Genomic DNA, 21,516 nt, shown 5'->3' with positions numbered 1-21,516 from the left:
CCTTGATTGAGAAAGATGAGAGTTTATTGATGGAACTACAAGGCATTTGTCACAAAATGCACGCAGCGCTCAAAACGCATAGTGTAACTGATCAACCAAGCAGCAAGGCAAATGTTGAATATAAATTTATATTAGATCGTTCAGAAACTGATCTACCCTTCGTATTAGGTCAAGAATTAGAAATTGAATGGACTGGAAATATTTTTTGTACTTCGTGTGGTGCAAAGACTCCAAAATCATATTCCCAAGGTCACTGTTTCAAGTGCTTCAAGACCAAAGCTGAATGCGATCTTTGTATTATGAAACCTGAGACTTGCCATTATCATCTTGGAACTTGTCGTGAAGATGAATTTGCACACAAGGTTTGTTTCCAACCACATATTGTGTATTTAGCCAATTCCAGTGCTTTGAAAATCGGAATTACCCGTATCGTTAATATGCCGACGCGTTGGCTTGATCAAGGTGCTACACAAGCTCTACCTATTTTGAAAGTGGGTTCCCGTCGTTTATCTGGTCATTTAGAAACTTTATTTGGTACACAAATTGCCGATAAGACGGATTGGCGTAAGCTCCTTAAAGGTGAAGCTGAACCATTGAATTTAATTGAGCAACGTGACCAGATTTTGGAAGAATTTGCACCAAAAATTCAAACGATCCGAGATGAATTTAGCCAAAACCTAGAATTTAATGAAGAGCTGGAATTCTTAGAACATGAGTTACCCAAAGAGTTTATTTATCCTGTTGAGCAATATCCAGAAAAAATTAAGTCCTTAAATTTGGATAAAACACCCAAAATTCGTGGTGTTTTACATGGCATTAAGGGGCAATATTTATTACTCGATATTGGTGTCATCAATATTCGTAAATACACAGGCTATGAAATGATTCTAAGAGCGTAAATGATAAGGTGGCATTTGAAATGCCACCTTTTTTAACTTAATTTGTTTTTAAACAATTCAGAATTGCATCAACAGGATTTTCAGTATCTCCTGAGATTAATTGTTTGTGCATACTTAGATGTTGCATCATCTGAATATGTGCTGTTTCATTATCCATTAATTTTTCAATTTCAGAAGCCAGGTGTTCTGGTGTTGCATCAGCTTGAATGAGTTCTTGGATGACTTTTTTACCTGCAATAATATTAGGTAAAGAGTAGTATGGAATCTTAACGAGAAACTTAGCAATCATATAAGTTAACCAATGCAACTTATAAAAAGTCACCATTGGGCGATGCAATAACATTGCTTCAAGCGTCGCAGTTCCTGATGCTAGTGCTACAATATCACTCGCATTCATGACCATACGACCTATTTTAGATTCAGCATCCGTATTTTCTAAAATATAAATTTTTGATTTTAAAGTTACATCTAAATTTTGAATACCATGTTCAATTTGTTGTCTTCGAGCATCATTAATTGCTGGAATCAGAAACTCTAGTTCAGGATATTTCTTATGTAGTATTTCCGCAGCCCCAATTAACAAAGGCAATAGCCTGTCAATTTCACCTCTTCGACTTCCTGGTAATAAAGCAACATGCATTTCATGTGCAGATAAGCCAAGCTGATGCTTTGCTTCTACAATCGGATTTTTTAAAGGTAATTGTTTGGCTAAAGGATGCCCAACAAAAGCTGCTGGAACATCGTAATTTTCGTAAAATGTTTTTTCAAATGGGAATAAACACAAGACTAAATCTATACTACGTTTAATGCCATGTACCCGCCCTTGACGCCATGCCCAAACAGATGGACTGACATATTGAACTGTTTTAATCGTTAAATTCTTTTCTTTTATTGTTTTAGAAAGACGTAAATTGAAATCAGGTGCATCAATTCCAATAAAAATATCCACTGGATGTTCAGTCCAACGTTCAACTAGACCATCACGTACAGCAAATAACTTCTTTATATCTTTCAAAACCTCGACAATTCCCATAACTGATAAGATTTCCATTGGGTAATAACTATGGAAACCCTCAGCAATCATTTGTGGACCACCAATACCTTCAAATTCAGCATCAATTCCTTGTTCGCGAAAACTGCGCATGAGTTTCACTCCTAGAGTATCTCCAGAAACTTCTCCCACCACGATACCAATTTTTAGTTTTTGCTTTAACAAGACCAATGCCCCACTGAAATATTTGAATGATTCTAACAAAATGATTTTACATCGAATCATAATAAGCTATCCAATTTGTTCAAGATTGGTGAATATGATTTTTGATCTAAAATTCCATTCATTATTTCAAGAATCATCTTGATTAACGATAGCTAAATGATTGCGAGTTTACTGCTAATTTATTAATATTAACAATAATCATTTTCATTTGAAATTTATTCTCCTATTGGCTAGTTAAAAATCATTTATGGCAAAATCAACATCACTTACGCTCATCTATCGCCTAAGTATTTTTTACCGCTTTACCTTGAGCTTTGTTGTTGGTTACGTCTGCATGATGTATTTGAGCTTATGTCTGACGGCATTATTTCTTCATTCATTCGCTAAAGCTGAAGCCATTTATTTGGCTGCCTTTATTTCAATAATTTTTTATTTACTATTTATCATTGTTAGTTTCTGCACGAATTCTTTGTTAAAACTCACTTGGATTAGCTTGATTTTGGCAGGTACTTTATTCGGCTTATCTGTAGGTTTAAGTTAATAATGCAAAACAAAAGTGTACGCCAATCTATGGCATGGCTACATGCATGGACGGGTTTAATTTTTGGATGGCTTTTATTTGCCATTTTTCTGATGGGAACGAGTGCCTATTATCGTCATCAGATTAATTTATGGATGCAGCCACAACTATCGCATTATCAAATTAATCAAGTAACGGCTATTCAAACAGCAACAGAATATTTAGAAAAAAATGCAGCTGATGCTAAATCTTGGTATATCAAAGTTGCGAACAAAGAAGAACCTGTAAATAAGATTTATTGGGAAAAAAGTATAGGTGGTTATGAAAGCCGAGACTTGGATGCAAATACTGGTCAAGAACTTAAACTTTCTGCAACACAAGGTGGTGACTTTTTTTATAATTTCCACTTTCAGCTGTACGGATTACCTGTCCTTATTGGACGCCTAATCGTTTGTATCGCAGCTTTTATTATGTTGGTTGCATTGGTTTCGGGCATTATTACCCATAAAAAAATCTTTACAGATTTCTTTACATTAAGAACTTTTAAATCACAACGCTCTTGGCTCGATTTTCATAATGTTTGCTCTGTACTTGCTCTTCCCTTTTTCTTGACGATTACTTTTACTGGTTTAGCTATTTTCTTTTACTTATATTTACCGTGGGGTATGAAACAATTATATCCTGAAAAGCCATTTCAATATTTCACGGAGATCAGAACGATCTCTCAAACAACCGATATCGACTCTCCCCCAAGCCCAGCAGATATGCAGCCAATCACTGTGTTATTAGAGAAATTACCACAGCAATGGGAAAACAAAGAATTTGCAACGATTGAGGTTAAAAATCCAAATACCAATCAAGCAAAAATCACTTTCAAACAATTAGAAGATCATTCCATTACCTTAAATCAAACACAAATTACCTTAAATGGTGCTGGAAAAATTTTAGGCAACACAAGAAATAATAGTCCAGTAGCAACCTTAAATGCAGGCGTTTATGGTCTACATATGGCTACATTTGCGCAACCACTACTACGATTTGCTTTCTTTTGTTCAGGAATACTAGGTTGTTTGATGATTGCGTCAGGACTATTACTATGGAGTCTCAAGCGCCAAATCCAAAATAAATCTGAGAAGTTTCACCTTGGTTTTTATTTAGTGGATCGTTTGAATGTTGCGACGTTTATTGGCTTACCAATCGCCATGTTAGGTTATCTTTTTGCAAACAGATTGATACATATTACTGAAACCACTCCAAATTATGAAATTTATACTTTTTTTAGTGTGTGGATGCTGAGCTTAATTATAGCCCTACTCACTCCTAAACAATATTTATGGAAATCACAAGTTTTCTTTTTCGGTTTGATTGCAGTTGTTTTACCAATATATAACTTAGTGTATCTCAATAATCATCGATTAATTTCGGACCTTTCAAGTTATTGGTTATTTCTGCGTGTTGATTTATTCCTGCTCATTTGCGCCGTATTCGCTATTTTTATTTTTAGAAATATTCAACCTATTCAGGAAAAGTCCATACAAAAAATTAAAACAAAATTAGCGCAAAATAAGGTGAAGGCATGATTTTTTTGAGTCTAATTTTGATACTGATTGGAATGACCTTTTTATATAAATGTAGTTCTAAGCAAATCAGCAAAACGAAGCAAATATATCTCATTCGCTATAAAACTTTCTTCAAAATTTTTGCTTACCTCTGCTTTTTAATTTCGGGAAGCCTACTCTGTCTTGAATATGGAAGCGCTATAGGATTTGTAAGTTGGTGGTTATTTGCGACACCGATTACATTTCTACTTGTGTTATGGGTTAATGAATTAAAACCTAACAAAAATAAAATTTTAGCAAAGTAGAGAATGTTTAAATCACTCTACTTTTCAATTAATTATTTACGTCACTTTGATCAAGTTAAGATTTACTCGATGATTACATGGGGCAAATTAATGAAACATGGCTGTGTAATTCAGTCAATTTTTATACTTTAATTGATATTCTTTAGCTTTTTTTTGCATAAGTAAATCACTATTCATCACAACGGTTTATCTAAAAAACGTATAAGATGCGCAAATTTATTGAATAATTATGATTTGCTCGTTATTCAATGTGTAAAACATCAAATTTTGGAGTGTAAGCGGTTATGAAACCTCGTAACTGGAATTTAACCAAGCCTAAACAAGATTCTGAAGAAGAACCTATGCCCCATGATCAGAATATTGAGAACCTTGCGTTACGTAAAGATCTTAAATCAGTCTTGATATTAACCATACTTGGGCTTGTTGTATCTAGTATCGTTGTATTCTTTGTTTTCCCTCACTTCACTGGAAGTAGTTCTTTCCAATTAACTCATTTATTTTGGGTCGCAGTTTTTGCTGGACTGGTTGCTCAGATTATTGATGGCGCACTTGGTATGGCTTATGGTGTGACATCAACAACTTTGTTAATGGCTTTAGGTGTTCCTCCTGCTGCCGCTACTGGTTCAGTCCATATGTCAGAAGTATTTACCACAGCATTTTCTGGGCTATCACATTACAAAATGGGAAATGTTGATTTCTCAATATTCAAAAAGTTACTTATTCCTGGTGCAATTGGTGCAATTATTGGTGCATATATTGTTTCGATTAAAGGTGATGCATTAAAACCATATATTTCATTGTATTTGGTGTTTATTGGATTCTATATCTTATTAAAAGCATATAAGCGTGCAAAAGTAAAACATGAGATGGATGCTAAAAATATTGTACCTCTTGCGCTGTTTGGAGGATTCGTTGATAGTGTAGGTGGTGGTGGATGGGGACCTGTGGTTACAAGTACCTTAATAGGAAGAGGTGGTGCACCTCGTAAAATAATTGGCAGTGTAAACTCGGCAGAATTTTTTATCTCAATTGCCGCAGGTGTATCCTTTGCAATATTACTTGGATTTGGTTATTGGCAAGTTATTGCAGGTCTAATTTTTGGTGGTCTATTTGCCGCTCCATTTGCTGCTTTCTTGACCAAACGAATTCCAACTAAAGCTCTGCTAATTTTTGTAGGTTTTCTTGTTATAATTGTAAGTAGTTACAATCTATACAGATCCATATTTTAGATCGAGTAACATAATTTATCTAATTCAGAATACTTTTTGAAAAGGAATACTCTTCTTAAAAGAAATATTCCTTTTTTCATGCTATATTCGTAGACAAAATAACCTCTTCTTTCGATTGAATTTGTGACAGCAATGAATACTCTACAGTCAAATCCAGTTTCTCAGCCAGATATCGATGACGTTAATATTAAAAGCATTCAAACTCTAATTACCCCTGCGGAACTGAAAGCTGATTTACCTTTATCTGAGACTGCATCTCAAACTGTGTTACAAGGACGTGCAACTGTACGTAATATTTTAGACGGCAATGACAAACGTTTGTTTGTGGTGATTGGACCTTGTTCAATCCATGATGTTAAAGCTGCAAATGAATATGCTGATCGCTTAAAAGAATTAAGTGAAAAAGTAAAAGATACTTTATACCTTGTGATGCGTGTATATTTTGAAAAACCACGTACGACAGTCGGTTGGAAAGGTCTAATCAACGATCCAGATATGAATGACTCTTTCAATATTGAAAAAGGTTTACATATTGGTCGTGGACTTTTACTTGAATTAAATGAAAAAGGTTTGCCATGTGCGACTGAAGCACTTGATCCAAACTCACCACAATATTATCAAGATTTGATTTCTTGGTCTGCGATTGGCGCACGTACTACAGAAAGCCAAACACACCGTGAAATGTCTTCAGGCTTATCATCTCCTGTTGGTTTTAAAAACGGTACAGATGGTGGTTTAACGGTTGCGACCAATGCTATGCAATCGGTTAAACACGGTCATAGCTTCCTCGGCTTAAATGAAAATGGTCAGGTTGCAATTATCAATACCAATGGTAATCCTTATGCGCACGTTGTTTTACGTGGTGGTAATGGTAAACCAAACTATGATGCTTCATCGGTTGCTGAGGCAGAGGCTGCTTTAGCTAAAGCAAAAGTAAGTAACAAAATCATGATTGATACCAGTCATGCGAACTCAAATAAAGACCCATACTTACAACCATTGGTTCTCAAAAACATCACAGAGCAAATTCTTGATGGTAATAAATCAATCGTAGGTATCATGGTTGAAAGTCATCTTAAAGGCGGTCGTCAGGATATTCCTGAAAACCTTTGTGATCTGGTATATGGTCAATCTGTGACTGACGGTTGTATCGATTGGGATACAACTGAAAAAGCGCTATTAGAGATGCACGAAGCACTTAAAGATGTTTTACCAAATCGTTAATCTTTAAGTAGATGTAAAGCAGGCTCTCATGAGCCTGTTTTTATTTTTAAATTTGCCATTAAAGTTTCATGACTCACTAGATCTAAAATTACTTTTTCAATATTCGCCCTATTTACGTTTGGGATTACAATTAAATTTTGTTCTATAAAATATTGACTGGAATGCAAATCATCATTTATGGTTTGCATCAAACGAACAGGGTCATAGAAAACTAATTCATAATTCTTATTTCTATACGTTAATACTAAAATAATCCATCCTTTAGATTCAAACACCGATTCTTCGTCATCGAAAAAATCTGGAAAATTTATACGGTAATCTGCCATATATTTGTGTTCTTAAATATCGGATTTGTTTTGAACTGTAACATTTTTTTAATTATACTGCTGCCATATTTCCCCTACGTCGTATCGCTGATATGAAGTCCAGTTTTCGTCAACACTTGCTAAAGTGGCGTGCCTCATTCGGTGCGATTACTTTGCTTTGTTTACTCTGGCATATCTTCTTACCAACGATGGTACATACTGGCGTCGTACCTGCACTCTATGCAATGCCTACACATTGCCAAGTTACAGAGATTAAAAATAGTTTGATGTTGTCTGAATCTCATTCAAGTCACCATCACGCTATGCATGAAATGCATCATCAACAGCATTTACAATCGACTGCGTATGATCAACTGAGTGACTATGCAAAAGAGGTTTTTGCCCTTGCTAGTCAAATCATGAAGCATTGTCCTTTATGTACACATGGTTTAGATGCTGTTGCAATTATTCCTTTAATTGCATTTATTTTAATCTTTGTACTGGCTTGGTTTAGTCGTGTGCGATGTCTATGTTATACGTGGTCAGAAGATCTGCATATTCCACGTATCTTCTATATTTTCCCGATTAAACAAGCTCCTCCTCTTGCTCTATAAAATGCTTTTTTAACATTTCGTATCCAGTGAATCACTGCGGTACAGCCTCGTTTATTGCTTTTATAGAGTTAAATATGAATACTCAATTTCGTTTGTCAGTATTAACGGCTGCATGTCTATCGATTACCTACAGCTCAATCACTCTTGCTGAAACAGCTTCTGAAAATGAAACAAAAACCCTAGCTACAATCGTAGTCACAGCAAGTCGTGAAGGAGAATCTATAAATAATACTCCTGCTGCGATTAGCAAAATTAGTAGCCAAGATATAGATGATAAACATGCCACATTCATTGGTCAGTTAGTTAATCAAACGCCAGGTGTGTTAATGAATAACTTGGGCAACGAACAACACATGATGTCGATTCGTCAACCCATCACCACTTCTGCTGTTTATCAATATTTGGAAGATGGCATTTCGATCCGCCCAGTCGGTGTGTTTAACCACAATGCTTTATATGAAGTAAATCTAGCTGGAATTGATAGCATTGAAATTTTGCGTGGCCCAGCAAGTAGCTTGTATGGAAGTAACGCAATTGGTGGCACGATTAATTTCCTCACCAAAGCACCGAGTTTAACCCCAACTGCTGATTTAGGTGTGAGTGCAAGCTCTGAAGGTTATCGCCGTTTAGACTTAGGTGCATCCAATACGTTTGATACAGAGTATGGTGAACATGGTTTAAGACTGTCTGCCTATGCCAGTGATCGTGGTGATAGCTGGCAAGATCATGCTGAAAGTAATAAGCAAAGTGTGACCTTAAGACATGATTGGCGCATATCAGATGCCACTCAAATCAAAAATATTTTCAGCTACAACCATTTAAAAACCGATATGACGGGTAGCCTTAATGCTGAAGATTTTAACAAACGTCCAGGTTATAGTTATCAAACATTTACATATCGAGAAGTAGATTCGACCCGCCTTTCATCACAGCTTAACCATCAATGGAATGATCAGCAACAAAGTCAATTGACCGTGTATTATCGCGATAATACGACAGATCAAAATCCGAGCTACAATATTCGCACTGATGTAAAAGATAAAAAGCCTACTGGAACGTATAGTGGGCAAACCACCTATAACGCTTTTCAATCTTATGGCTTAAATTTACAACATTCGATTAATTTGGATCAGGTAAAATTAATCGTTGGGGCGATGGCAGATCATTCGCCGAACCAAGCTCAAACCAATGATATTGAAGTTTTTCGTGATCCAAATACGCTAGTTTATACAGGTTACAAACAACGTCAGTTGTTACGTGATTTCAAAGTTGATGTAAATAACCAAGCACTTTACACACAAGCAAATTGGCAAGCTTTGCCCAACCTAAATCTAGTCGGTGGCGCTCGCTATGATTGGATCAGTTATGACTTTGATAACAAGCTTATCCCCTCTAAAGTTACAGGTGCGCCAGATGAAAAACGTAGTTTTCACAAGGCAAGCCCTCAACTTGGTTTTGTATGGAATATCTCACCTGAATTAGATCTGTATAGCAATTGGTCACAAGGTTTTGTGCCACCAGAGGTTAGTGGTTTATATGGCGCAAATCTGGTCACACCAAACTTAAAAGAAGCTACATTTAATAATATTGATGCGGGTTTACGTTTCAAAGTTTTAGATGACCGACTGGATGGAGAAATTACCTTATATCGTTTACAAGGTAAGGATGAAATAATTAGTTATACAAAAATTGAAAATACACGTGAAATACGTGAACCTCGCAATGCAGGCAAAACCTTACATCAAGGCATCGAAATTGGTGGGACTTGGAAAATCAGTGAACTGTATGACCAGCGTTTGAAGCTATCTGGAAGTTTTGCAGAGCATAAGTATAAAGAATGGCAGCCATCTTTAACACTTAATTATAGTGATAATACGATGGCAAACTCTCCAAAAAGTTTTGGCACGATTGAGTATCAAATCAAACCTATTCCAGCATTATTACTTTCGGCTGAAGGTGTTTATGTCGGTTCATATTGGATTGATGATGCTAATACTGAAAAATATGATGGGCATACCATTCTAAATTTACGTGCCAATTATCGTAAAAAAGCTTATGAGGTTTATGGACAAATTCTTAATGTAGCTGATGTCCATTATGCGGAAAGTACTTCATATAGCAGTAATCAAGCTAGTTATACGCCTGCAGCACCACGAACCTATTTATTAGGTTTACGTTATCATTTTGGAAAATAAATAATGAATGCCAATCAACTTAAGAAGTTACTGAAATTTCATCGTAGCTTTGGAATGGTTCTTGGCATTCTCGTTTTGATGTGGTCTTTAACAGGTGTGTTGCATCCAATCATGAGTGCAACACAACCTCAACCCGTCAAAAGAATGCCTCCACCTCAGCAACTGAATTTAACAAATGCTTTGCCTGCACCTTTGGTTTTACAGCAGTATAAAATTGAAAAATTTACAGCACTACAAACCATTCAATTACAACCTGAACTTGTGGCTTATCGAGTTTTAAAACCAAATCAAAACATTGCGGAGTATTTTGATAGTCAATCGGGTCAACTCATTGAGGATGCCGAGCAACAAGATGCAAAACGTCTTGCGATTTGGTATACAGGTTTAGCCAAACAACAGATCGTTTCGACTGAACTGATCACTGAGTTTAGTGATGACTATCCAAGTGTGAATCGTTTATTGCCTGTTTGGCGTGTAAGTTTTGACAATGGTTTAAGGGCTTATGTCGATCCATCACAATCTCGATTAGCCACGCTCTCCAATGACCAAAAAATGTGGATGGCGAAAATATTTCGTTTAGGTCATACATGGACCTGGAGCGATCAACCGTGGACAGGACAAAGTATACTGATGCAAATTGCCTTAATTGGCATTTTAGTGCTGACTTGTATGGGTATTGGATTATTTTTTAGGATTCGTAATCGTCAAAACCATCGTTTAGCTAACAAGCCAATTCGCTTTTTACATCGCTATTTGGGCATCAGTCTAAGTATATTTATCTTGCTATGGGTATTCAGTGGTTTCTATCATGTTTGGCATAAAAAATCTGAGATTGTGAACATTCAACCGATGTTTTATACACAGGATTTAAGTGCTGTCGCATGGAAAACGGCTGTTCTACAGCCAATACAACGCCTTAACCTTGTACCGATCTCCTTTGGTCAAGATCACGCTCAAGCAGGTTGGATAGTTCAATTGACAGGCAAACCACAGCTACAAGGCAGCATGACCGCAGCCAAAGAACATGATCATAATCATCATGCTAAAAGTGCTGCCCCTGCAATTGAATTGATTGATGCGAATACCGCGACAAAATTAAATACGCTTGAGCAAAGTAAGCAGTTGGCTGCCGACTATTTACATTTACCAGTGGGTCACTTTACTCAAAGCTCTTGGGTCACCAGTTTTGGTGGTGAATATGGTTTTATCAATAAGCGTTTACCCGTAGTAAAAGTTGAAAGCAATTTAAGTGATCAACTCAGGCTATATATTGAACCAAGTAGCGGTGTGATTGCAGCGCAAGTCACTCAACAAGATGCTTTAGAAGGTTTTAGTTTTGCTTATCTACATAAATGGACATGGCTACCACTAGATAAAACACTCAGGGATATCTTGTTAGAACCTATCCAATATTAATTTCATTCTTTTTTGGCAATTGGAAAAATAATTTGTTAAATTCTCCCCCATGAGAAAACCATATCCCAGCGACATTAGTCGAGAAGCCTTTAAAGAAATTGAACCGTTACTATTGAGCGGAAGAAAACAAACGCGTCCAAGAGTCGTTGATGTCTATGAAGTGTTTTGCGCCTTGCTCTATATTCTAAAAAGTGGATGTCAATGGAGTATGCTTCCTCGAGACTTTCCACCTAAAAGCACTGTGCATTATTACTTCTCGATTTGGAATAGAAAACCATCAGAAACTGAACCTAGCATACTTGAGCAGGCTTTAAAAAAATGTGGTTGGCGAGGCCCGTATCAACAATGGACGGAAAGAACAAACGAGCTTTATCATCATTGATTCACAAAGTGTAAAAAACACAGATACCGCACGTAATAAAGGCTATGACGCTGGTAAAAGAGTTTCAGGGATTAAAAGACATATCATTGTTGATACTCAAGGTCTGCCTCATGGAATATTTATTACGACAGCAGATAAAACAGATCGTCAAGGTGCATTAGATGCCATAACTTTACATAGAGACACCTTACAAAATGTAGAGGTTGTACTTGTTGATGGTGGTTATACAGGCGAACCCTTTTCTTTGGCTGTTAATGATTTAATCAGAGCGCGAGTTGAAGTTGCTAAACGAAGTGAATTACATAAATTTGCAGTCATACCACAACGCTGGGTTGTGGAAAGATCATTTGCTTGGTTAGAAAAATGTAGAAGGCTTTGGAAAAACTGTGAAAAGCACCTAAATACGAGCCTTCAGTTCATTAATTTAGCCTTTTTAAGGCTACTTTTGCATAGAAAATATTCTGGATAGGTTCTTAGGTAGTATTGCTGGACTCATCGCTTTATTGGTGATCTTAGGTTGTAGATTAGCAGCCCGAAAAGCATCCTAAGTTCTGTGTTGATCCTTCTTAATTTAAGGAGGATCAATTTTTTAGAATTAAACCCATCAAATATAAAATGAAGCCATCACAAAACTTAGCATTAATCCTGTCTCAATCAGCTCAATTGCAGCACCAACAGTATCACCAGTAATCCCACCAATTCTTTTGATAAATAAAGCTCTTAAATAAAATAATACAGTAATAAAGCAGATAAAAGTCACCAACCCCAACCATTTAAACATACAAAGTAATGAAATTGTAATGACAAAAACAGCCCATGTAAGTTTCTTTGGAATAAAATCAGTAATTGAACGTCCTAGCCCTTTATCACGAACATAAGCTGAGGTTAAAAATAAAAATAATGGAACACTACGCCCAAGCATTGGAACTAGAATCAAAAAAGTATTGAGATGCTGCTCAAGCAGCACATACAGCGTAGCAAATTTAAGTAAACAAACAGCAACCAGACTCAGCACACCGATTGGACCGCAGCTTGGATCTTTCATAATTTTGAGTGTACGTTCAGGATCACCAAAACCACCCACCCAAGCATCTGCTGTATCGGCTAAACCATCAAGGTGAAGCCCACCTGTAAGCCATATCCATAACACTAAAATGATACTGGCAATCAATAAAATTGGCAGTTTGACTAAAATCACAGAGACACCAAATAGAATAAGTCCGATCAACAAACCCACAAATGGATAAAACAAAATCGCTTGACCATTTTGCTTTGCACTTGGCATTGTTTTTAATTCAATGGGCAAAACCGTTAAAAATTGCAAAGCAATCCAAAAAGCCGTCATGCAAGAAATCTCAGTCAAACAATATTGATGATTTACAGATTATGAAGAAACAAAAATGGGAATAGAACCCTATTCCCAAATTAAAATGATGAATCAACTAGATTATTGAATTTGATAACATTGTTTTAGTTTCAAATAATCATAATAGAAACTGTTGGTACTATATTGTGCATATTTACATGATGGTTTAAACAAGGTCTCTTTTTCATTGTAGAGCATTTTTACCAAAGTTGTGCCTTGAGCATTTTGGTAAATATCCCACTGTAAATTCGCAGCCATTGGTGATACCACTTCACCTCTCCACGTACTATTGCTGTAGTTATAGGTTTGACGTAAAGGTAAAGGCTGCATCATGTTGTCATGTAACTCCAAACTGGTCGCCAGTGGAATAATGATTTCTGCATGTGCGAAGCTTAACACAGCACGGTGGGACTGTTGTTTATCGACAATTGCATCTACTTGCTTAAACAAATCTTGTTTTAGACCTTGAGCAATGTTACTGGTGACAGCATTTGATTCTTGAAAGCTTGGCCCTTTTTCATAAAAATCATTTGCATCGTTAAATTCAGCATAGAATTTTGCTGCATCTACAGGCATATATTGATCAAAATTCATACCCTTTAATTCAAGCTGCATACCACCAGAAATTGAATACAACTCATAAAGATAAGCTGCTGCATCCACAGCACTTGCAATGGTATTTTTTCCTTTCCCTTTTTCTGTAATGGTCTCACCTTTTGGCGATGTCACGGTATAAGTGCCGCTATTACTGAAAGTATAACCAGTCGTACCTAATTTTTTGATAAAGTCAGGCTTAAAAATTGGGTTAAGCACGCTCAGTGCAATTTGCTGTGCGCGTGTATCTTTTGCCAAATCATTTAACTTATTTTTTAGATATACATCTTCAGCTTCAAATTTTTGATAGGCTTGACTTGCATCATAGATTGCTTGTTGTTGTGTTGATAATGGTTTAAGCAAATCTTGATCTTTATTCAAGCTATGGAAATAAAGTTTAAAACGATCTACGCCGCCATCCTCAATAGATGGGATACTCGTACTGGTTAAACTGGTATATGAAACAGGTGTAACTTGATTTTTCAATTGGGGTTGCTGTTGAATCAATTCAGCAGTAAAGAACTTGGCACTATCCACCGCACGATCTACGCCTGAGCTTTGAACTAAAATAGATTCAGGTTGTGTCGCTGCTGTTTTAAATAGCTCAGGTAAACGCTGTAAAAGACGGTCTGCGATGCCACGATGTTCTTGAATACCGAGCATCGTTTCATTGCCATATCCATACTGACGGATTCCGTCCACCCCATAACCAAGCAGGATATTGGCTTTCATCATACTTTCTAAATCGGCACCTAGTTTCTCACCTAAAGGCGTTAAAGCATTCTCAGCCTTGGCTTGTTTCCATAAATTATAAAGTGCCAAGTCATATTTAATACTCGATAATCCTCTTGAGCCATGACGTGCCACTAACTCAGTGAAAACAGGTTTAAAACCTTGTGGAATTGCTTCGTATTTTTTAAGGTCTTGTTGAGGTTGATATGGTGTTTTGGTTTGATAATATTTTGATGAGGTATTTTGTTCAGGGCTAGACTGTGATTGTTGATCATTATTATGACATGCTGCCAACAATATACTTGCACATAACAGACTGCTTTTAAATAAAATATTCATGAATAGACATTACTTATCGTTTAAGAAATGCCCTGTATCATAGGCAGTGACAATGACAGTCCGATTACAGTTTTATGGCAGTGTGTGATGATCGAAAAATCTCTTATTACTTATTTATCAATGTTTTTCTTCAAAATACATCTTATCTAATCTTTTAGAGCATTCAAGTTGATAGAGCTTGCCCAGTTCGGCAGGCATTTTTAATAAATCATCTAGGTTTTGTTTTTGCGCTAAACAGGTAAGTAATTTGATCACCCCACCATGTGTGACTACTAAAGCCTTGTTCCAATCCTGTCGTTGCATTTGCTCGTAAATTTCATCAAACCCACACATGACTCGCTGCTTGAATTGAATCAAAGACTCACCATTTGGCGCATGATATTGCGTAGGAAATTGCCAAAAATTTGCTAATCGCTCAGGTTCGGCTTCATAAATGGCTTGGGTTGAAATACCCTCCCAATCACCAAAATACATTTCTTTGATATGCTCATTGACCCACATTGGCAATCCGAGTTGATCTGCCAAATGCTCTGCAAAGCGACGACAACGCCGCAAAGGTGAACTGATAATCACATCCCAATCCACTGGAGTAGTCATGTACTGCTGAATGGTTGATTGCATTTGCAACCAACCCTGTTCAGTCAAATCATCATCCAAGTGCCCACGTAGCGTATGGCTTAAAGTCGTTTCACCATGTCGCAGTAAATCAATCTGCAACTTTGTCACCTGTTACTGCCGCTTCCGCAAAAGTTGCCATTTGATTATGCAATACACAAGCAAGTTGGATCATAGATAATGCCGCACCAGCACCACTGCCTTCCCCTAAACGTAAATTCATTTTGAGGATTGGCTGTGCTGCAAGTTCTTTTAAGATACGTTGATGACCATATTCTGCTGATTGATGTCCAAATAACATCCATTCACGACTCTGTGGTTGAATACGCACCGCACATAAAGCTGCAACTGAACTGATAAAACCATCCACCACAATCGGCAAACCAATTTGCGCACAACGTAAATAAGCCCCTGTCATCGCTGCTATTTCTAAGCCACCAACAGCGGCTAGAATTTTCAAAGCATCATTCGCAACATGAGGTCTATGGAGCTTGACCGCTTGATCAATGACTTTAATTTTATGTTGTAATTGTTCAATATTGATTCCAGTGCCTAAGCCTGTAAGCTGCTGCGCTGATTCATTCAGTAACAAACAGGCAAGTGCTGAAGCTGAACAGGTATTCCCAATGCCCATTTCACCTGCAACAAAAATATCGCTTCCCTGCGCTTTTGCGAGATCTGCACTATTTTTACCCAGTTCAAGGGCGGCAAGGCATTCTTGCTCGGTCATGGCTGTTTGTTGTGCAAAATTTGCAGTGCCAGCACGAATAGTATGGCATTCAACTCCCACATAATTGTAACTATCGCCTACTGTCCCACAATCAGTCACTTGTAAATGGGCATGATGATGTTTGGCAATCACACTAATTGCTGCACCACCCGATGCAAAATTTTGCAACATTTGACGAGTTACTGCTTGAGGATAGGCTGAAATATTTTCTGCCACAACACCATGATCACCAGCAAAAATCGTGATCCAAGGCTGTTGAATTTTAGGGTGAACTGTACCCTGCAAACTTGCGAGTTGAATTGCCGTTGTTTCTAAATCACCCAATGCACCTGTTGGCTTGGTTAATTGGAGTTGACGTTGTTCTGCTTGCTGTTTCGCATCTAGATCAGGTTGTTGTACTGCGGCTAAAAACCATTGCGCTTGTTCAGTCATATTATTTCTCATCTTTTAAAATCATTGGAAAACCTGCCACACAGAACACCACTTTATTTGCCAACTGCCCTAAAGCTTGATGTAAACGTCCTGCTTCATCCACAAATCGACGGCTAATTTCCCCCATAGGAACGACACCCAGTCCAGTTTCGTTACTCACTAAAATAATATGTGATTTGAGTTGGGGTAATAGGTTTAAAAATTTCTCTGTTTGCTGCTGTTGTAATTCAGCATGATCGGATAACAATAAATTGGTGAGCCATAAGGTCAAACAATCCACCAAGATCACTTGATTCTCTTGATCTAATTGCAACAGTTGATCCGCAAGAAAAATAGGTTCTTCACACAATTGCCAATCATCAGGACGTTGTTGTTGATGATGCGCAATACGCTGCTGCATTTCTTTATCTAAGGACTGCGCCGTTGCAATATAAATGACAGATAAACCTGTCTCTTTGGCTGTTTGTTCTGCCAAACGACTTTTACCTGAGCGCGCCCCACCTAAAATCAGTTGCAACATATCTAACCTAGTTCAATTTGCTGATAAGGATACAGGAATCCTTGTAAAATCTGTGCCTTATAATAGCCAAAAGTCAGTTTTTTGACCTCAATATTTATAGTTTTTATCGAATGCTGTTGTATCCGTTCAAGTACAATATCACTCAGCCAAGCTTCACGATACAAGCCTAAAGTAATATGCGGACAATATTCGAGTGCCGCAATTTCTCCAGATAGTTGAGCAAATTGTTGACGAATTTGAGCCAGTACATGATCTTTATCTTTGATATGCAAGAATAAAGCACTGCTAAAACTATCAATCTGGGTGATTTCTAGTTCAAAGGGCTTTAACTGCAATTGTTTAACCAAGTCGATCTGTCGATTTAATTGTGCAATTTGGAAATCATCATCATATTTCTTAACATCTGCTGTCAAAAAACCGCAAACAAACAAAGTAATATGATACTGGCGCTGATTTGATGGGATGAGAAGATTTGAAAATGGTGTTCTGACCTGATCTAGATACCGAATCAATTCAGGTTGATCAATTTCGATATACCACAGTCCGTAGTCTGAACGACCATGATGCCATTCAGGATAATCTCGCAGTTCAGTTGCAATCAGTTGAGTAGATGCTTGTAATAACACAACGTCGACAACATGTTTAAAGTTGTACTATTCAAACACAAATCAATTAAAACATTAAAGTTCTTTTCAATATTTCATTTCAAACATACTCCGACTTGGTTTCCCCAAACGTCGCGTTAAACGCTAAATCGACATCGGCTAATTCATGTTGAATGCCTTGATAAAGATGATCTAACAACTGTTTCTTTTGAGTTTCGGTCACATCCATGTAGGCGACATTTTTTTGAATGTGTTGAACAATCAATATTTCGTCTAATTCAAGTATCTTCAAAGCATAGGCATATCCATAAATTGCCCCATTTAAGAGATTTTGATCAGGCAACTGTTGTTGAATATGGTTCTCTAAACTTCCTAAAACACGCTCATTAAAATTAAGCTTTTTTAACGGCTCTCTTGCAACACGTTCACACGGATCTTTATAAGCAGATCGACATGAGTTTAAAAAACTTTCAGCCATTCGATCCAATTGCTTTTTTTGATTTGGGATTAAATTAGCTAAACCTAATTTAACTTCATCAACCAGTCTTTCAGCATATTGTCGAACTGCTAAATCAGCCATTGCAATACCAATCGTCTCATGCCCATTTAAACTGGCATACCAAGCAAGCATCGCATGACAACCATTCCACAAACGATTTTTAATGATTTGAATATCCGCAATCTGATCAACCAGAATCATTTGACGCATTTTATGAAGTAATGGACTGCGATTCTCTACATAAATTGGCATATCCGTTTCGCTATGAAACAAAATTAAGTCCATATTCTGTAGAAACTGACCAGCTTGGAATTGCCCTTTCATATCGTCTAAGCATGAACTCAGGTGCTGTTCTTGTTGTTCAGTTAAAGCCGTTTCATCTGAGAGTTCAATACTATCTTCATTTAAATCAGACTGATATTGTTTAAATAATTGGTGTTTGATATTCAGTTGGCGATACAACGCCTGATCTGTAAGTTTAGAAGCCATCCTGTTTACGACCGTATCACAGAAATAATGTTCAGTTAAAATATGCTCAGCAATATCTTCATCTGTTATTTCAAGCAAAGCTTCACGGAGGTGCTTCAGTACCAAATATTTTGCACAGACTTTATTCAACACAATTAAGAAAGTAATTGGCTCATCATTTTGTATCTCTTGTGACATAAAACGTGCGAGCAAGCCTTTTGCAATTATTTTTGCTTCAGATGGAATCGCCTGTTCTGGTAAACACAGCGCAATCAAACTCGATTGCATATACATGTCTAACATTTGCTGCTGATCATCCGCATCAATCACTGTTAGATTTTCGATACGTTCGTCATAAGAACACTGGCTATAGCGAATACTATAGCTTGCAAAACTATTTACAGATTCAAGATATAAATGATTTCTGGTTGATGCCAATATCCGCTGAGGTCGAGTAAAACCATCCCAATGTGATAATACTTGTGCAAGGTATCCACCACCCATCGCACCAAAACCATGAATCCCAACGGTTAATTGATTCAAACTTTGTGGAAAAGATTCTTTCAACTGTGGCATGCCCATTTCAGGAATATATTGATCTAAAGCATTCAGACATTCATTCATGTCCTGATAATAGAATTTTGTTTGAGCCAACATCTTATCATTCGGCTCTTTGATATCTTTAAGTAAAATTGTGATTCCACCTGCTTCAGATGCAGAATTAATCCCATTCTCTGAATCTTCAAACATAAGGCACTGTTGCGGTTGTAAATTTAGTCTTTGTGCCGCTGTGATAAAAATTTCAGGGTGTGGCTTCCCTTGTTCGACTTCATCACCACAGACCAATAAGTCAAAAAATTTATAGACATTGGCATTAATTAGATATTCTTCTGCAATCGCACGACGACTCGATGTTGCAACTGCCATTCTTAAACCAGACTTACGCAAACGCTCTAAAACTTGGATTAAGCCCTTTTTAATGGGAACACCATTTTGACGAACAAACGCCAGTTCAATTTCATCTGCTCGTTTGCGAATAGCAGTATAAGGAACATCTGTACCATAAAACTTTTGTGCCAGTTGTTCAGATGCTTTTGCACTTAATCCTAGACACTGCATTAAATATTCATCTGAGAACTCCTGTCCAATGAACTCATTGGAGGCCTGTTTCAATGTTTGAAAGCGTAAACGCTCAGTATCAAACATTGTTCCATCCATATCAAAAAGTGCCCCTTGGACAGGATAATCATGAAAAATTAACATTTTTACTCCTTTGCTATGAACCAGACTTTTCTTAGGTTAACTAAAAAAGTGCATCAAAATCCAAGGCGTAAATAAATGAAATAAATCTGATCAAAAAACACACCAAAATGGTTATTTTTTGATTCAAGAGCCGCTCATTCTGTTAATAATTTGCATTATTCCAAAAAATATGCTTGTTTTTTTAAGCAAAAACGGCAAATGTTTGTGCTTATAGACTCGAATCTAAATCACGAGCTTAGTCGATATTTTGTTTTGTAGCATTAAGATCCAAGCCAAATACAAACCCACACTGAGCATTAACACACTGAGTAAATAAAAAGGTAAATTGATCGCATAGTGATATAAAAATGTACTGAGCAAAGGTGCAACAATTAAACCAAGCGCCTGAATTGCAGTACATAAACTTGCCATTTTAATTTGTGCACTTTGGCTTACTGATTGTGCCGCACCTGTCGTAAATGCAGGAAGCAGGCTTGCAACTCCTATTCCATATAAAATATAGCCGGCTTGGAAAAAGATGATTTGATCTGCATTTAACGACAATAATAAACCAGCAAGCATTGCCGTAATCCCTAAACCTACCAAGGCTTGTAAGCTTAATTTAACAATTTTCACGATAATAATCTGAGTCAGAACCAAACTAAAACCAACAATTAACATACACTGAGAAAAGTAGCTTGCACTCTGCTGTATGTTGAGTTGAAAGCGATCCTGAATATAAAATCCTGCTGTCATATTCAAAGTCACGATTGCCATATAAGTACTAAAACCAAGGATTAACCACGGTAAAGCAGGCTTGATTGAAAACGCTGTTGATTCATCTTTTAAGCTTTGTTGTTGTATTGAATTGATCTGAGTAATCGTGTCTTTATGAAAAAATACGGTCAGTAAAACACTAAAGATCATCAGTACAATAACAGCCACCCACATTGACAATAAAATCCCACCTAGCAATAAAATAGAAGTTACAAATGGCCCAATGATCATCCCTAAACTGTTCATTGCACCGTACATTGCCATTTTTTGACTTCGTTGTTCTGTATCAATGACATGCTGCATCACATAACTTTGTAAACCAATTTGTGGCATTGCCATGAATGCCCCTGTACTTGCACGGCTGAGTATAAGAAGTATAAAAATTGCGATAGGAGCTAAACTTTGATTGATGCCAAAATAAAGGATGAGTGTAAAAATCGCCCATGTAATGGTCATCCCCCAAAAACCATAATTCATCAATTGATATGGTGTTTGTATTTTCTGATGCTTAGCAATAAAGATTGAAGCAATTGCCATACAAATCGCACCCGCGGATACAATCATGCCCCCCTGAAGCTCGGTTAAGTGTAACTGCCGAATTAAAGGTGCAAGCAAAGGCAAAATCATGGAAAAACAAGTGCCGTTGGCTAAAGTTGCCCAAGCCAATAATTTAAAATTTCTTTGCATAATGAATGTCATAAAAAGAAAAGGCATCTAAAAAAGATGCCTTTTT

The 21,516-nt window shown here is 37.0% G+C and carries 20 protein-coding genes; 10 read left to right on the top strand and 10 right to left on the bottom strand.

Features of this window, described 5'->3' with window-relative positions; all coding sequences use genetic code 11:
- The first annotated feature begins 29 nt into the window (after nucleotides 1-29).
- Nucleotides 30-899 carry a DUF2797 domain-containing protein gene (locus tag O1450_RS07870; protein ID WP_269230441.1) on the top strand — a complete coding sequence of 290 codons (870 nt, stop codon included), beginning with the start codon at nucleotides 30-32 and terminating at the stop codon, nucleotides 897-899.
- Between the two features lie 37 nt (nucleotides 900-936).
- Here the strand turns inward: O1450_RS07870 and lpxB are convergent, their stop codons facing one another.
- Nucleotides 937-2,115 (bottom strand): lipid-A-disaccharide synthase, encoded by a 1,179-nt coding sequence (gene lpxB / locus O1450_RS07865; protein ID WP_269230354.1) that lies wholly within the window; start codon nucleotides 2,113-2,115, stop codon nucleotides 937-939.
- A 247-nt stretch (nucleotides 2,116-2,362) separates the two neighbouring features.
- On the opposite strand from lpxB, the gene O1450_RS07860 reads away from it, so the two are divergent.
- From O1450_RS07860 to O1450_RS07840, 5 genes are all read left to right on the top strand, one after another.
- Nucleotides 2,363-2,656 carry a hypothetical protein gene (locus O1450_RS07860; protein ID WP_046739620.1) on the top strand — a complete coding sequence of 98 codons (294 nt, stop codon included), beginning with the start codon at nucleotides 2,363-2,365 and terminating at the stop codon, nucleotides 2,654-2,656.
- Nucleotides 2,657-2,658: 2 nt separating this feature from the next.
- The gene (locus O1450_RS07855; protein ID WP_269230353.1) at nucleotides 2,659-4,215 is read left to right on the top strand and encodes a PepSY-associated TM helix domain-containing protein; all 1,557 of its coding nucleotides are present in this window, start codon (nucleotides 2,659-2,661) and stop codon (nucleotides 4,213-4,215) included.
- Nucleotides 4,212-4,499 carry a DUF1634 domain-containing protein gene (locus O1450_RS07850; protein ID WP_269230352.1) on the top strand — a complete coding sequence of 96 codons (288 nt, stop codon included), beginning with the start codon at nucleotides 4,212-4,214 and terminating at the stop codon, nucleotides 4,497-4,499. The genes O1450_RS07855 and O1450_RS07850 overlap by 4 nt, the downstream gene beginning before the upstream one ends.
- A gap of 284 nt (nucleotides 4,500-4,783) precedes the next feature.
- Entirely contained in the window at nucleotides 4,784-5,728 is a 945-nt protein-coding gene (locus tag O1450_RS07845; RefSeq protein WP_269230351.1) for a sulfite exporter TauE/SafE family protein, read from the top strand.
- A 132-nt stretch (nucleotides 5,729-5,860) separates the two neighbouring features.
- A complete protein-coding gene (locus tag O1450_RS07840) occupies nucleotides 5,861-6,952 on the top strand; it encodes a 3-deoxy-7-phosphoheptulonate synthase (RefSeq protein WP_269230350.1) in 1,092 nt (363 codons plus the stop codon).
- Nucleotides 6,953-6,978: 26 nt separating this feature from the next.
- On the opposite strand, the gene O1450_RS07835 is transcribed toward O1450_RS07840, so the two are convergent.
- Nucleotides 6,979-7,278 carry a hypothetical protein gene (locus O1450_RS07835; protein WP_269230349.1) on the bottom strand — a complete coding sequence of 100 codons (300 nt, stop codon included), beginning with the start codon at nucleotides 7,276-7,278 and terminating at the stop codon, nucleotides 6,979-6,981.
- A 92-nt stretch (nucleotides 7,279-7,370) separates the two neighbouring features.
- On the opposite strand from O1450_RS07835, the gene O1450_RS07830 reads away from it, so the two are divergent.
- From O1450_RS07830 to O1450_RS07815, 4 genes are all read left to right on the top strand, one after another.
- Nucleotides 7,371-7,871 (top strand): hypothetical protein, encoded by a 501-nt coding sequence (locus O1450_RS07830; protein WP_269230348.1) that lies wholly within the window; start codon nucleotides 7,371-7,373, stop codon nucleotides 7,869-7,871.
- A 74-nt stretch (nucleotides 7,872-7,945) separates the two neighbouring features.
- Entirely contained in the window at nucleotides 7,946-10,066 is a 2,121-nt protein-coding gene (locus O1450_RS07825; protein WP_269230347.1) for a TonB-dependent receptor, read from the top strand.
- A gap of 3 nt (nucleotides 10,067-10,069) precedes the next feature.
- Entirely contained in the window at nucleotides 10,070-11,482 is a 1,413-nt protein-coding gene (locus tag O1450_RS07820; protein WP_269230346.1) for a PepSY domain-containing protein, read from the top strand.
- Nucleotides 11,483-11,531: 49 nt separating this feature from the next.
- Nucleotides 11,532-12,333, top strand: a protein-coding gene (locus tag O1450_RS07815; RefSeq protein ID WP_269228195.1) for an IS5 family transposase whose coding sequence is annotated in 2 segments (ribosomal slippage) — nucleotides 11,532-11,795 and nucleotides 11,797-12,333 — 801 coding nt in all. Because the reading frame shifts where the segments join, the coding sequence is not laid out codon by codon here.
- Between the two features lie 135 nt (nucleotides 12,334-12,468).
- On the opposite strand, the gene O1450_RS07810 is transcribed toward O1450_RS07815, so the two are convergent.
- The 8 genes from O1450_RS07810 to O1450_RS07775 form a co-directional block, all read right to left on the bottom strand.
- Entirely contained in the window at nucleotides 12,469-13,209 is a 741-nt protein-coding gene (locus O1450_RS07810; protein WP_269230345.1) for an adenosylcobinamide-GDP ribazoletransferase, read from the bottom strand.
- A 102-nt stretch (nucleotides 13,210-13,311) separates the two neighbouring features.
- Complete coding sequence (locus tag O1450_RS07805; protein WP_269230344.1) at nucleotides 13,312-14,895, bottom strand: histidine-type phosphatase; 1,584 nt, start codon at nucleotides 14,893-14,895, stop codon at nucleotides 13,312-13,314.
- 117 nt (nucleotides 14,896-15,012) lie between these two features.
- Nucleotides 15,013-15,612 carry a histidine phosphatase family protein gene (locus O1450_RS07800; RefSeq protein ID WP_269230440.1) on the bottom strand — a complete coding sequence of 200 codons (600 nt, stop codon included), beginning with the start codon at nucleotides 15,610-15,612 and terminating at the stop codon, nucleotides 15,013-15,015.
- Nucleotides 15,602-16,672, bottom strand: a complete 1,071-nt coding sequence (gene cobT, locus O1450_RS07795) for a nicotinate-nucleotide--dimethylbenzimidazole phosphoribosyltransferase (protein ID WP_269230343.1) — start codon at nucleotides 16,670-16,672, stop codon at nucleotides 15,602-15,604. Before cobT ends, O1450_RS07800 begins: the two co-directional genes overlap by 11 nt.
- Before the next feature lies 1 nt (nucleotide 16,673).
- Nucleotides 16,674-17,192 (bottom strand): bifunctional adenosylcobinamide kinase/adenosylcobinamide-phosphate guanylyltransferase, encoded by a 519-nt coding sequence (gene cobU / locus O1450_RS07790; RefSeq protein ID WP_269230342.1) that lies wholly within the window; start codon nucleotides 17,190-17,192, stop codon nucleotides 16,674-16,676.
- A gap of 2 nt (nucleotides 17,193-17,194) precedes the next feature.
- Nucleotides 17,195-17,818, bottom strand: a complete 624-nt coding sequence (locus O1450_RS07785; protein ID WP_269230341.1) for a 2'-5' RNA ligase family protein — start codon at nucleotides 17,816-17,818, stop codon at nucleotides 17,195-17,197.
- Nucleotides 17,819-17,897: 79 nt separating this feature from the next.
- Nucleotides 17,898-20,027: a bifunctional mannitol-1-phosphate dehydrogenase/phosphatase gene (gene mtlD / locus O1450_RS07780; protein WP_269230340.1), complete on the bottom strand. Its 2,130-nt coding sequence runs from the start codon at nucleotides 20,025-20,027 to the stop codon at nucleotides 17,898-17,900.
- 222 nt (nucleotides 20,028-20,249) lie between these two features.
- Complete coding sequence (locus tag O1450_RS07775; protein ID WP_269230339.1) at nucleotides 20,250-21,470, bottom strand: MFS transporter; 1,221 nt, start codon at nucleotides 21,468-21,470, stop codon at nucleotides 20,250-20,252.
- Nucleotides 21,471-21,516: the final 46 nt, after the last annotated feature.

The sequence above is a fragment of the Acinetobacter sp. TR11 genome, from assembly GCF_027105035.1.
Classification (GTDB): domain Bacteria; phylum Pseudomonadota; class Gammaproteobacteria; order Pseudomonadales; family Moraxellaceae; genus Acinetobacter.
Note: the sequence above shows the minus strand (reverse complement) of the source record. Positions and strands in the feature narration are given on the sequence as shown.

Excerpts from the sequence above, each read along its gene's own strand:
- O1450_RS07870 (WP_269230441.1), top strand. The coding sequence starts at position 30 with ATGGAACTACAAGGCATTTGTCACAAAATGCACGCAGCGCTCAAAACG.
- O1450_RS07860 (WP_046739620.1), top strand. The coding sequence starts at position 2,363 with ATGGCAAAATCAACATCACTTACGCTCATCTATCGCCTAAGTATTTTT.
- O1450_RS07855 (WP_269230353.1), top strand. The coding sequence starts at position 2,659 with ATGCAAAACAAAAGTGTACGCCAATCTATGGCATGGCTACATGCATGG.
- O1450_RS07850 (WP_269230352.1), top strand. The coding sequence starts at position 4,212 with ATGATTTTTTTGAGTCTAATTTTGATACTGATTGGAATGACCTTTTTA.
- O1450_RS07845 (WP_269230351.1), top strand. The coding sequence starts at position 4,784 with ATGAAACCTCGTAACTGGAATTTAACCAAGCCTAAACAAGATTCTGAA.
- O1450_RS07840 (WP_269230350.1), top strand. The coding sequence starts at position 5,861 with ATGAATACTCTACAGTCAAATCCAGTTTCTCAGCCAGATATCGATGAC.
- O1450_RS07835 (WP_269230349.1), bottom strand. The coding sequence starts at position 7,278 with ATGGCAGATTACCGTATAAATTTTCCAGATTTTTTCGATGACGAAGAA.
- O1450_RS07830 (WP_269230348.1), top strand. The coding sequence starts at position 7,371 with ATGAAGTCCAGTTTTCGTCAACACTTGCTAAAGTGGCGTGCCTCATTC.
- O1450_RS07825 (WP_269230347.1), top strand. The coding sequence starts at position 7,946 with ATGAATACTCAATTTCGTTTGTCAGTATTAACGGCTGCATGTCTATCG.
- O1450_RS07820 (WP_269230346.1), top strand. The coding sequence starts at position 10,070 with ATGAATGCCAATCAACTTAAGAAGTTACTGAAATTTCATCGTAGCTTT.
- O1450_RS07810 (WP_269230345.1), bottom strand. The coding sequence starts at position 13,209 with ATGACGGCTTTTTGGATTGCTTTGCAATTTTTAACGGTTTTGCCCATT.
- O1450_RS07805 (WP_269230344.1), bottom strand. The coding sequence starts at position 14,895 with ATGAATATTTTATTTAAAAGCAGTCTGTTATGTGCAAGTATATTGTTG.
- cobT (WP_269230343.1), bottom strand. The coding sequence starts at position 16,672 with ATGACTGAACAAGCGCAATGGTTTTTAGCCGCAGTACAACAACCTGAT.
- cobU (WP_269230342.1), bottom strand. The coding sequence starts at position 17,192 with ATGTTGCAACTGATTTTAGGTGGGGCGCGCTCAGGTAAAAGTCGTTTG.
- mtlD (WP_269230340.1), bottom strand. The coding sequence starts at position 20,027 with ATGTTAATTTTTCATGATTATCCTGTCCAAGGGGCACTTTTTGATATG.
- O1450_RS07775 (WP_269230339.1), bottom strand. The coding sequence starts at position 21,470 with ATGCAAAGAAATTTTAAATTATTGGCTTGGGCAACTTTAGCCAACGGC.